The organism is Streptomyces sp. R11 (assembly GCF_041051905.1).
Lineage (GTDB): Bacteria > Actinomycetota > Actinomycetes > Streptomycetales > Streptomycetaceae > Streptomyces.
Genome location: NZ_CP163432.1, coordinates 9,623,670 through 9,635,216, shown reverse-complemented (window position 1 = coordinate 9,635,216; position 11,547 = coordinate 9,623,670). Strand labels below are relative to the sequence as shown.

Sequence of the window (11,547 nt, the reverse complement as noted above, 5' to 3'; positions counted from 1 at the left end):
CCCCTGACCCGGCCGTTCATCCACGCGCAGGAGCTCGATCCCGCCGTGCCGCTGCCCCGCCCGGGCTGCATCGACGTCGCCGTCCACGCCCGGGGCAGGAGTCTGGAAGACGTCATCCAGCAGGTCGCCGTCGCCGCCGGGGTCGAGGCGCAGAATCCAGTCGAACTGCTCCAGCAACTGCCCCGACGCAGTGCCCCGTTCACGGTGCTGCTTGACGCGCTCGACGAGGCGACGGGGGACGACGCCACGCGGATCGCGTCACTGCTCGGCAGGATCGCGCTGGATCCCGCACGCCACGGTCTCCGCGTACTGGTCGGCACCCGGCGGAGCACCGTCTTGGCCCGGCTGGGCAACCGGTTGGTCATCGATCTGGACAGCACCCAGCGCGACTCGCGCTCTGGTCTCGGCTATCTGGAACTCGCCGATGTCGAATCGTTCGTGGCACGGCGGGTCGGCAGGACGGGCCGTAACGGGCTGGCCCACTCAATCACAGACCACGCGAACGGGAATTTCCTCGTCGCCCAGCTGGCCAGTGCTGCCGCGCTGGCCGCGGCGGACAGCGGTACTTCGTGGGAAGCACTGCTGCCCGCCGACCTCGGCGAAGCGGTCGACGGCTACTTGAACATTCGCTTCGGTGACCGGGCCGAGACGGTACGGGACCTGTTGACCGCCGTGGCCTTCGCCGAGCACCCCGGCTTCGGCGAGGGACCGCTGTGGCTCTCCGTCGCCGAATCCCTGACCTCGGCCCGGCATTCGCCGGCCGACCTCGCCCGCATGATCGCCTCCGCCGGCAGCTATCTGGTCGAGCAGACGACCGTCGACCCACCCGCGTATCGACTGTTCCACCAGGCCTTGGACGACACCTTCCGCGTGCAGTACGGGGAACGGTTCCCCAGCCGCAACGGTCACCGCCTGGTGTACCGGGCCCTGCTCGAGCAGGTGCCAGCCGACCAGGACGGAACGTTGCGCTGGGAGCGGGCAGCGGAGTACCTCAGGGTGAACATGGCCGCTCACGCGGTGGCCGCCGGATGCCTCGACGAGCTAGTGCAGGATGTCGGCTACCTCATCACCGCACCCCCCGAGCGGCTGCTGCCCCAGCTCGGACACGTCGTCTCTGAGGCGGCGCGGGCTGCCGCGTTCGTATACCGGCGCGCCAGCCACCAGTTCGCCGAGGCGGACTGCCCCGGACGGGCAGCCGTCCTGATCCTGACAGCCCGCCAGACGGGCTTTCCGAACTTGGCCGAGCAGGCCGAGGCTCTCTTCTCGCCGACCTGGTCGGGACGGCCCGTGCGGTGGGAGCCGGAGAGCGCCGAGCAAACCCTCGCACGGTTCTCGAAGACCTATGCGACCGCCCTGTGGTTCGACCCGGAGGGAAACCCTGCCGCGTGGTTCTCGGGCCAGCTGTGGCGCACGCACGGCTACCTTCTACAACCCGACGACGGCGTATCAGAGGACTCTTTCCTTAACACCTTCCATGCGAACGCCGTCCACGTGCACGACGACGGCAGCGAGACCGCGCTCTCCCTCACCGGCGAGGGAATACTCCAGTACTGGGCGCTCACCGGCGGAGTACGGCTGCTGGGCGAACTCGCCCTGGAGGACATGGGATTCACGATGACCGGGGACGCGGGGCTCGCCCTGGACGCCGACGGCAGGCTGCTTGGCGTCGTCGCGGCCAACGGCGTGATCCATCTGGTCGACGTGAGCGGCGACGGCCCACAGCTGCTCGACCGCCTCACCCCCGAAGGGCTGGAGCCCCTGCGCAAGGACAGCGTGACCATCGCCGACCAGAACGGGGAGCTGTACCTCGCCTGGTTCGAGACCGTGACCGTGGCGGGCGCGAGTACCGTACGGGTCCAGCTGGCCCGGGTCGCCGAGGACCGGCTGGTCCGCTGCGGGGCACCGATCCCGGACCACACCTTCAACCCGGAAGTGGTGCAGTTCCTGCCCCGGCCGGACGGCACGCTGCTGCTCTTCGCAGCCTCGGGAGACGCCGTAACCCTGTCCGAGGTGACGCCCGGGGGCCCGTCGGCGATGGCCGCCCCCGGCCTAAACATGCCCGTCACCGCCGCCGCAGGAATCATGCTGGCGGACGGCCGCGGCATCGCCGCATTCGGTGATGCCGGAGGCACTCTCTCCACCTGGGAGGTGGGCAAGGCACTGACACCGATCGGCATCCCGAGGGTCGGGCACGAATCCGGGGTCAAGAACCTGGCCCTCGGCGTGGATCCGACAGGCGAACCCGTGCTGCTCTCCTACAGCGGCCAGGGCTTGTCCGCCGTTGACAGCGGCGCGGAGGTACGGCTCTGGAAGGTCGGTTATCTCCCTCCCCAGCCCGTGCTCCCGCCCGAACCGATCGGTGCCCCGATCTACCCGGCCGCGATGATCCCCGTGGGGGGCGGGCAGGTGATCGCCCTGACGGAACAGGATGACGACTGCCCCTTCACCGCTCTGCTGGTCACCGAGGACTCGCTCTTCTCCCTCGTCTCCGACGCGCCCCACTCCGACCCGCCCAGCTATGGCCAACGCCTGGCGGTGGCCTACGCCGACACCCCGCGCACCTTGGTGATAGGCCGACTCGACCGCGAGACGCTGGAAGTGTGGCGGGCCGCACCGAATGGCCTGTCCCTGTTCACCACTGTCGGGCTGGACATCTTTGGCTTGAGTCGCGACTCGTCACACCAGGTCGACGGCCCGCTGGCCATCGAGGAGGTCGACGGTGGCGAGGTGCTGATCGCGGTCGGCGACCAGAACGGCCTGGTGCGCCTGTGGTCCCTCGACTCCCAAGAGCGCAGGCGCGGCCTGGGCATCCTGCGCCGCCGAAGCCGCCACCATGCCGGGGGGATCCCGGCGTTGGCGCAGCGCACGCCACCCGCAGCAGGCTCTCCGCCGCCGGAGCCGGCACTGCCTTTCGCCCGCCCTGCTCCAACCCCTTTCGCCCTTCGGCAGCTGACGTTCCTCGCCAACGAGGAAGGTCGCGTCGGGCTACTGGGACTGAGTGGGCGCACGCTGTGCCTCTGGGGGATGTCGGGCCACGTCGAGCTGCGCCTCCTTGACAATGTCCCGAACGTCGAACGATTCGCTCTGATGCCCCCGATCGACCGCAGGGCCGGCGTCGGAGAGTTCATCCTCGCCTACACGGAGACCGAATTCGTCGGGGAGCTCTGCGTCTACGAGAGTCGCGGGGAGCGGCTCCATCCGGTGAGCGAACGGTGGTCGGCCCAGCTGGAGTTCGGATCCGAACTCACGCTCGCCGTCCGTCCGGACGGCCGTATCCTCAGTGCTGCCGGCGACCGCAATGGCCTCGTCAGGATCTGGCGGCACCAAAGAGGCGGTAGCGCGGACCTGGTCCTGTCCACGGATCTCGGCTCCGCGGTGGACGCGCTCTGCTGGACCACGTCAGACGCCCTGGTCGCCATCTGCCGCTCCGGGATCCTCCGGCTCACCGGCAACTGGTGACCCCAGATTTCGCCGCCACGTGACCGCCACCTTGAACTGCCCCTCCGCCGACGACGCAGCGAACACAGCTCCCGCCTTGCCGGTCAGCTTCACACTGAACTCAACCTGTACCTCTTCCGGCGGCACTGCCAGGCTAGTCAGTTTCTCCAGGACGACGCCGACGGCCGGACGCAACGGGTCCAACGCCCGCTGGAACGAGGCCACCGCCCGACCGGCCGGCTCCCCTGGCTGCGTCGAGACGCGCGTGTAGGTGTCGGACGACCCCGACGCGTCCACTTCGACGTACACCGAGCCGTTGTCGTCGTCCAAAGGGAACTCCACAAGCTCCTTCACCAGGCTCACTGTCACGGGACCCGCTCCCGCCGTCAAGCCCTACTTGTCCTACCACGCTGGGTAGTTCGGTGTGTGGTCCTCGCTCACGGCGCCCGGTTGAGCCGCCCGATTCCTTGCAGACCATCTGATCGCCGGTCTGGGTGTATGGATCAGGTCGGCGCCGGTGGCGGTCTGGGTCGGCTGGGGCCAGTGCCGATGCTCGGCTCTCTTGAGGCGGTCATTGGACATCTTGCGTTTGACCAAGCGGGGCTGGCTGCGGAGTCGGCGCCGTGGCAACAGGTGCGCCAACAGGTCGTCGGGGAGCTGTGTCAGTACCTGTTGTCAAAGCTCCGGCGGAGGTTTTCCCAGCTCGGGAATCGAACAGGGGTGAGTCAGCATGGCTGACTGCCGCGGGGATCGGCCCACCCGGTTACGCTCCCGAGGGAGCGGATCACAGCCGGGTGGACGGTATCAGTGAACGCCGCTGCTGTGACTGCGCTGAGGTCACCTCTCGGCGTGCGGCTGCGCTGACGAGACGATGGCTAGCGCCTCGCTCCACGCCTTGCCTGGCAAGGCCGACAGGACGCGAAAGCCCCGTTCGGCGAACCGGATGGACAGGTTCGCATCGGCTGCTGCCAGGTAGGCCAGGACGGTTCGGACGTCCGCCACGTCCTCGTGCCGGATCTCCTCGTCGGGCCTGGAGAGGAACTCGTCGACTCGGGGGAGAAGACGGTCGATGGAAGCGCGAAGATCCTGGTTCTCTTCGGCTAGGCGCACCAACTGCGGGATCGCCGCGTTGAATTCAGCCCACCAGCGATCCAGTCCCGGAAGGTCCCTGAATGCAGAACTGCGAAACCCGCGCATTTTGTCGAATGTGACGTCCCGGGACACGGGTGTCGCGCTTCCCTGGAATAGTGACGCGACATTGCATCCGGCATCGTGCAGGATCTCGCCTGCAGCAGCCGGGGTCGTCCATATATCCAAGTTGATCCTGGCGTCAGAGCCACCGGGGTCCCCCCATTCGAGACGGTAGAAGGAATTCAGTGCGCTGCTGGATGCCCGGAATCCAGGATGTCCGAATGCGGGGTTACTGAACCAGATGTGGATGTACTCGTCGGGCAGATGGTCCTGAGTGATCAGATAATCGAGGGTTCCCTCGACGCCAGTCAAGAACCCTTGGGACTCACCCCGGAAGGACTCGGTGGAGTGCGGTGCGATCTCTTCCTGAGGCTCCCCGAAGTACGGACTTCCGGGGCTCCACACGCCGTGCTGAAGGTGGGCCGTACCCCACAACTGCATCCGCGAGTACGTCCGGTTGTGTATGGCTACGATGAACGACACGAAATCCGCCATGTCCTGTCCCCCCAAGGTGACTACCCCGCAGCGGATCATGCCGACGGGACGCGCCTTTGAAACCCGCATCAGCTCGGAAATACGACGATGAGCGCCTCACAGCCTAGCCTCGACGTAACCTGAACACGAGTGCCGGAACAGAAAATACAATCCACTCCATCGAATTCTGCGTAGGCACCCTCCTCAATCGGTAATCCATTCGAGTGATAGCGTCACTCGACAAACTCTGACTCCGTCCCACACAGACGTCCCAGAGCGCAGCCACCCGAGACATGCTCGAGGGGCCGACCTGTTACAGGTCGGCCCCTCGAGCATGTCTCGGGACAGGCTCGGCTAGGCTCCGTACCGCAAAGGCCAGAGCACCCTCAATGCCTTCCAAGATGGATCTTGCGTGTGACGCGGTCGGGTCGCTGGACCCTGGCTTCGCTGTTCGCCGTCGTGGCGGCTGACGAGATCCAGTAGTGCCCGGACGGGCAAGCCCGCTTCTGCTGGATGGCGGAGGCTGCCATACGTTCCCGGGTGAGATATCTGGCCTGTTCGAGGTCCGCGATGATGCCCTGGTGGTGCGTTCGGTGATGCGGCAGGCTGCGGCGATACCGGCCAGGCAATACCGGGCAGCCACCCAGCCGTCACCGTCGGCCACCCCACCACGCTCAGCCCTACCGAGAGATCACCTCAGCGACTTCGGAAACGGGCAATAATGCAGCGAATCCGCCGGGCTTGGCGCGCTGACGGCTCACCCGGCGCCGGCGATAGAACGCCACCGACTACGCAGTGGCGGCTCCGGTATTGGTGAGCTCGGCCCGGACGCCGTCGTCGACGCGGTGCGGTCAGGTGGTGAGTGGGATGGTCACAGTGGGCAGTTGCGCTTGGTGCCTGCGCCGTCCGAGGATCGGGTGCTTCAACTCGCCGGAGAACAACACCTCGGCGTGGTGCTCCTTGTCGGGATCGAGCTCAACAAGGACGACCAAGGGGTGGTCGCCTACGAGTGGATGGCTCTTGGTGCTGCGGAAGTCCCAGCGCAGCCGGGAGTGCTGCGCCCCGTAGCCCTGCACGACCCACTTCGAGCTGGTTGCGGATCCCCGACTGGGTGCTCCACCCCTGCGCTGAACAGTCCCGCGTTGAAGGAGAAGGAGACGGTGGAGGGTGTGGAGTTCACCGGTTGCGTCTGCAGGCCTGGGTCGATTCGGCGGGCGATGGTCTGGCGGGCGCCTCACCGTCTGTGCTGAGCGACAACCCGAGTGAGGCCGTTTTCATGATCCAGGGAATGTCCGGCTGCTCGGGGTAGGGCGTATCCTCGCTGCCTTCGAGGGGGAGCTCGCCTGCCCGTGGGCGCTGTATCACGTGGGCGCATCCTGCCGGTCTCAAAGGCAGGCCCCACCCGGCGTGGGCGGCCGATGCGTTCGGTGGAGCGGGTCCATGTGGGCCGTGCGTCCGCTCTGGGCCGGAGGCTGCGCACCGTCTCTGAGCGGCACGGCTACCCCGTCGGGGTCGACAAACGCTACGGGCGGGTGCGGGCGTGGATGCGGCGCCGGGAGGCGGAGCTGCCGACGGTGGAGGAGCTGATGGTCACCGCCCCTTACCACGTACAGAACAAGCAGGTGGGGCACTTCGAACGGGAATGGAGGGCGTACTCGTGGCGGGGGCTGCGCCGGCGAGATTGACACCCACCCATCAAGCGCGCATTATTGATTACGCGAAACCGGCGGCATAAAGCGGTGGCCAGCGGAAGGCACCCCCTCACGAGGGTGTCGACCCAGGGCGGCAACCCCGGCCGAACGTCCCGCCGACCACCTTCACCAACTCGACTCGCCCGCCGGCACGTGAGCGCCGGAGGAACACAGAAGAGCAGGCCCCAAGTATAGGGCCGCGGCCCGAAGCGGAGAACGCCATGCCCAACCCCCTGAACCCGCAGCGTCGCGTCATCGGCGGCCGTGCCGTGGTCAACCGCGACTGGATCCGCGAGTTCACCGGCGCCAGCGTCGGCACCGCGGCCCGCTGGTACAAGGTGCGCGACGAGCAGCCCAAGGAGCACCGCCACCCGGAGAAGGAGCGCATCGACGGCGCCGACTTCTACGACGAGAAGCAGTTCCGCGACTTCTACACGTGGTTCCAGAACGAGAAGCAGAGCAAGGTCCTCAAGGCCGACCCCGAGCTGTACAAGCTTCACTCGGAGACCGTCGTCTCCATCAACAAGGCCGCCCAGCTGCTGGGCTTCAAGGGACCCTCGACGATCCGCAAGTACCTGAAGGACAACCCCGGCTACTTCCCGGACTCCGTCGGCGAAGTCGAGGGCCCGACCGGCCGGATGATCCCCGGCTTCCGCGTCGGCGACCTGCAGGACTTCGACCGGAACCGCACCGGGGACAAGCTCGGCAAGGCCGGCCGCCGTACCGGACCGCAGGAGGAGGCGCCCGTCGGCCGGCCTTCGGCCCTCGAGGAGGTTCTCGCCGCCGAGCTGAGCGCCCGTGCCGGGGGTGAGCCGCTCACCGCCACGCAGCTCGCCGAGCAGTTCGCCGCCGAGGCGATCGATCGCGACGGCTACCACCCGGGTCTGGCCGCCGAGCTCAGCGTGCAGTACGGCGGTCCGCAGAGGTCCTGGGAGTACGTTGTCCGCAACACACTCGAGCACCGCCCTGCACCTGCAGCCACACCGTCCCGCTCGGAAGCCGACCGGCGGGCGGAGATCGCCCTGGCCGCCCTGCGCGAGCGCGGCGACGTCCGAGGGCTCGCCGCCTCGCTCGCCCGCGAGCACGGCGGCAGCCGCGACGTCTGGGAGCGCGCGGTGAAAGCGGCGCGCAGGCTCGCCGAGCCCACCACCTGATCGCCCCCACCAGCCGAAGGACAAGCCCTGATGCCCAGCTATCAGCTTCGCGACACCGCCACCCGCCAGGTCCTCGCTCGCGACCTGGCCGACTACGCCGCGGCCGAGGCCGCCCTGGACCGCCTCGACGACGAACTGGAACACGACCTTGCGGCCAACGGCGAAGGCGCCGGACGCATCCGGCTGCGCCTCGACGTCGAGAAGGTCACCGACGGCACCGCGGAGGCCGTCGGACACCACGTGCTCCTCCTCGGCGTCGACGACTACGCCGACCCGCTGCCCGCGCTGTAGCCGACGGAGCTTGCCCATGACCCGCGACACGCCGCCCGAAAAGCCGGTGCCTCGCTCCCACACGCTGCGTCGCGCCGCCGCACGGCTCCGGCGAGGGGCCTTCGCCCGCCAGCAGGACGAGGCCCGCGCCGGCGGACCGTCAGCTCTGCCGCAGAAGAGCTCCTGGGCCGGTACCACGCGCGCCCTTTGTCGTACGCGCAGATGAGAAAGACCGACGTGGTCACCGCGCGCATCCCGATCGCTGCGGACCCGATGCTCGGCTCCGTCCTGGTACGGGAGCTCACCACACCCTTTTCCCTCTCGATCGGCGCGTTCCCGTGGGATGCCGAGCCGTCCGGGCGGGGCAAGAAAGTGGGGAACTGGTTGCACCGCCACTACGTCTTGGGCAAGCGGGACGTCTACGCCCGGCTGCACCACCGCTACGTGCTCTTCGACGATCTGGACGAGGAGACCTGGCGGGTGGTCGGCCGCGCCAGAGCTCTGCGTTCGGCGCTGCAGAGGGCCGAAGTCGTGAAGGCCGGATACCTCGACGAACCTGCCCTGCTGGCCGCCGTCAACGCCACGCTGTGGGATGTGGCCCAGCGTTGCGCCCGGCTCACCAGCCTGCGCCGCACGCGCGAACGCGCGGATGCGTACGACACCGGAGGCCTCCTGCCGGCACAGACGGTGCAGCAAACGGGCAAGGTACTCGCCGAAGCCCGGGCCGCCCTCGACAGTCCCATGGGCAATCTCGAGGAACTCGCCCGGCACGCGCTTGAGGTCGACGACCGCTATCGAGCCTGGAAGGCGCTGCAAGAACTCGCCGGCCGCAGCAACGACTTCGTCGACCTGGCCGTGGCCGACGCCGTCGATCCTCATCACGCGGCCGCATGGGGAAGTCACTTCACACAAGCCCGCGCCGCGGCTGCGACGCTCGCAGCCTCCGTCGACGCCACCAGTTCGTTCCTTGAGGATCACGGGCTCGCGGCCGCCGAGTGAACGGGGCGCTGACCTGCACACCCTTCTAGAAAGGGTTCAGGGTAGTGCCGCATTAAATGCCCGATTTACTGCGGCAGAGCCGGAAGGGGCACGCGTGGGAATCGAACGGGCACCCGTGGCGGGAGTCGGTGTCAGATTCGGCGTGCAGGGCTTGTGGGCAGGGCGTGGACGATAGCGTGGTGGCAATGTGGGAGACGATTCTCGCGACCGTCAGCGGCCTCGGCGGAGCCGGCCTTGGAGCGGCCGGTGCCCTCCTGGTGCAGCGTGCGAAGCGGCGCGACGACGCCGTGGCTGCAGAAGCGGAAGCCGGGCGCGCAAAGGCAGCAGCCACGGAGGCGTATAACGAAGTCACTCTGGAGATCATTGCCACGGCGCGCGTTGCCGCACGAGTCTGGCTTATGACCTCCGAACGCGTGATAGCTGATCTACAACAGGGACGGCCGGTCGACAGCGAGCGCTACGACGAACAGTTACAGGCAGAGCTGAAGGAGTTCACCGCAACGCTCTACCGTTGCATGGTCCGGCGTGCCCACAGGGACGGCATGCGTCTGCAGACCCCGCTCCTGAGGCCAGGCGTCCGCAATCGCCCCTTCGTGGACGAGCTTTCGGAAACTTCCCAGCGTATCCGCGACGCCCTCCACCACGACGCAGACACCCAGATCCAGACTGCGCTGGCAGACATTCAGACCCACGTACGCACCACCTACGACCGGATCAACACCTTCCTCATCCAGAGCACCGAAGCCATCACCAACGAGCCGCTCCCAGCCGTTTCACGCCTGAGGCGGCCAACCTCCGCCCAACTTGCCCTGGCGGAGGAGGGTCGGCGGCGATTCTTACGGGCTCGTGCCGCCTTCACGATGCTGAACGCTGCCGAACGGGAACTGCTGCGCGTCATCGCGCAGGAACCGGAGCCGGTAGCCGCCGACGGCCCATTCCCCCTCATCGACCCTGCGGCCTTCACGAGTGACGCCGTCGAGGAAACCCCAGCCCGCACCGCCCTGACAGAGCGCCAGACCGCCCTCGACCGAGCCGTACTCAAGCTCACGGAGGCCGGGCTAATCCAGGTTGCTCATCCCGCCAATGCGGAGCGTCGAGAGCTCGTGGAAGTCACAGTCCTTGGCCGCGCCGCGGCCGATTACGGGCTATCCATCCGCTGACAACCTCAAGCCAGACGGCGGCTGCCGAGCCAGGTACCACCATGCGCGCCGACGCGATACGCCTCAATGCGGCACGTTGACCTCGAAGGTCGTGAAGGATTTGACGACGACAGCAGTCACACAGCACTACATGTCCTCTTGCCGCACCAATACGGCTCCGGGACGGGTGGGCGGCTGACGGGCCGTCGACTGCGGGGTGGTGGTGAAGTCTTCCCACGGATAACGGGCCGCCATCTGGGCAGATCGTTACGGAGAGTGCAAGCGAAGGCTTTCGCTCCGATGTTCCTCACTCCCCCAAGCAGCCCTACGCCCCTACGGAGACAGTATCGAGCCGCGGGGGCCTCGGCTCGGCGAACCGGGAGTTCAGCAACGTGCCTCACGTCCCAGAGGACCCTAAAATGCTCTGATCATGCTCAACACTTGACACCTCTAGATAATCGTGGATCTGTGGAGGTTCGCCGACGACACCAGCAGGCTTCTCGGCGTGCCGCTGACGAAGGTCGCCGATGGGCGCACCCCTTGGGAGGTGTTCCACGACGTTCGGTTCCTCGGCAACGACCGGCTGGCCCCCTGCACCCGTCTGCTCAAACAGGTGCCGTGCCGGGAGTGGATGGACCAGCACGCCGACCCCACCGACACGCTCGTGTACGTCGGGATCGAGAACACAAAGCGCGATCGGGCACGGATCCCGGCGATCGCCCGCAACTGGAAGCCGTGGGTCACGCGCTTCCCGCTGTGCGGGAAGTGGGAGCCGCTCCGGACCAAGGAAGAACTCCTGGACGAGGCGCGGGCTCTGGGTGTCTCACCGCCCCGCCTGTATGAGCTCGGCTTCTCCCACAACAACTGCGGGGGCACGTGCGTGCGCGCGGGCCAGCGCCAGTGGAAGCACCTTCTGGAAACCCTGCCCGAGCGGTACGCGTACGCCCAAGAGCGGGAGGAGGAACTGCGGCAAGAACTCGGCGACGTCAGCATCCTCCGTGACCGCAGCGGGGGCGAATGTCGGCCCCTCCCGCTGAGCCGGTTGCGCGAGCGATAGGCGGGCTCATGCGACGCCCCAGGTACATGACCTGGGGCGTCGGTTTTCACGCGTCAGGCAGGCTGCCCATGCATCGGTGGGCGAGCCGATGCAGTAGGCGCCGCAGATCTGCCCAGACGGCGCGCGATACGTAT

At 67.6% G+C, this 11,547-nt stretch carries 10 protein-coding genes; 7 read left to right on the top strand and 3 right to left on the bottom strand.

The window, feature by feature from the left end; translation table 11 throughout:
- Positions 1 to 3,459: hypothetical protein (locus AB5J55_RS44425; protein ID WP_369276035.1), on the top strand; the 3,459-nt coding region annotated here is incomplete at its 5' end.
- Here AB5J55_RS44425 and AB5J55_RS44420 read toward each other — a convergent pair.
- From AB5J55_RS44420 to AB5J55_RS44410, 3 genes are all read right to left on the bottom strand, one after another.
- Positions 3,400 to 3,792, bottom strand: a complete 393-nt coding sequence (locus tag AB5J55_RS44420; RefSeq protein WP_369276034.1) for a CU044_2847 family protein — start codon at positions 3,790 to 3,792, stop codon at positions 3,400 to 3,402. The genes AB5J55_RS44425 and AB5J55_RS44420 overlap by 60 nt on opposite strands.
- Before the next feature lie 483 nt (positions 3,793 to 4,275).
- Positions 4,276 to 5,124 carry a hypothetical protein gene (locus AB5J55_RS44415; protein ID WP_369276033.1) on the bottom strand — a complete coding sequence of 283 codons (849 nt, stop codon included), beginning with the start codon at positions 5,122 to 5,124 and terminating at the stop codon, positions 4,276 to 4,278.
- Positions 5,125 to 5,954: 830 nt separating this feature from the next.
- Positions 5,955 to 6,179, bottom strand: coding sequence for a hypothetical protein (locus AB5J55_RS44410; protein ID WP_369276032.1), 225 nt, complete (start codon positions 6,177 to 6,179; stop codon positions 5,955 to 5,957).
- 366 nt (positions 6,180 to 6,545) lie between these two features.
- On the opposite strand from AB5J55_RS44410, the gene AB5J55_RS44405 reads away from it, so the two are divergent.
- From AB5J55_RS44405 to AB5J55_RS44380, 6 genes are all read left to right on the top strand, one after another.
- Positions 6,546 to 6,788 (top strand): hypothetical protein, encoded by a 243-nt coding sequence (locus AB5J55_RS44405; protein ID WP_369276031.1) that lies wholly within the window; start codon positions 6,546 to 6,548, stop codon positions 6,786 to 6,788.
- Positions 6,789 to 7,015: 227 nt separating this feature from the next.
- Positions 7,016 to 7,948: a hypothetical protein gene (locus AB5J55_RS44400; RefSeq protein WP_369276030.1), complete on the top strand. Its 933-nt coding sequence runs from the start codon at positions 7,016 to 7,018 to the stop codon at positions 7,946 to 7,948.
- A 30-nt stretch (positions 7,949 to 7,978) separates the two neighbouring features.
- Positions 7,979 to 8,239, top strand: coding sequence for a hypothetical protein (locus AB5J55_RS44395; RefSeq protein WP_369276029.1), 261 nt, complete (start codon positions 7,979 to 7,981; stop codon positions 8,237 to 8,239).
- Positions 8,240 to 8,455: 216 nt separating this feature from the next.
- Positions 8,456 to 9,217 carry a hypothetical protein gene (locus AB5J55_RS44390; RefSeq protein WP_369276028.1) on the top strand — a complete coding sequence of 254 codons (762 nt, stop codon included), beginning with the start codon at positions 8,456 to 8,458 and terminating at the stop codon, positions 9,215 to 9,217.
- A gap of 185 nt (positions 9,218 to 9,402) precedes the next feature.
- The gene (locus tag AB5J55_RS44385; RefSeq protein ID WP_369276027.1) at positions 9,403 to 10,377 is read left to right on the top strand and encodes a hypothetical protein; all 975 of its coding nucleotides are present in this window, start codon (positions 9,403 to 9,405) and stop codon (positions 10,375 to 10,377) included.
- A gap of 439 nt (positions 10,378 to 10,816) precedes the next feature.
- The gene (locus AB5J55_RS44380) at positions 10,817 to 11,413 is read left to right on the top strand and encodes a hypothetical protein (RefSeq protein ID WP_369276026.1); all 597 of its coding nucleotides are present in this window, start codon (positions 10,817 to 10,819) and stop codon (positions 11,411 to 11,413) included.
- Positions 11,414 to 11,547 lie beyond the last annotated feature (134 nt).

What these genes read in the sequence shown, in the direction of transcription:
- AB5J55_RS44395 (WP_369276029.1), top strand. Translation starts at nt 7,979, where the DNA reads ATGCCCAGCTATCAGCTTCGCGACACCGCCACCCGCCAGGTCCTCGCT.
- AB5J55_RS44400 (WP_369276030.1), top strand. Translation starts at nt 7,016, where the DNA reads ATGCCCAACCCCCTGAACCCGCAGCGTCGCGTCATCGGCGGCCGTGCC.
- AB5J55_RS44415 (WP_369276033.1), bottom strand. Translation starts at nt 5,124, where the DNA reads ATGGCGGATTTCGTGTCGTTCATCGTAGCCATACACAACCGGACGTAC.
- AB5J55_RS44385 (WP_369276027.1), top strand. Translation starts at nt 9,403, where the DNA reads ATGTGGGAGACGATTCTCGCGACCGTCAGCGGCCTCGGCGGAGCCGGC.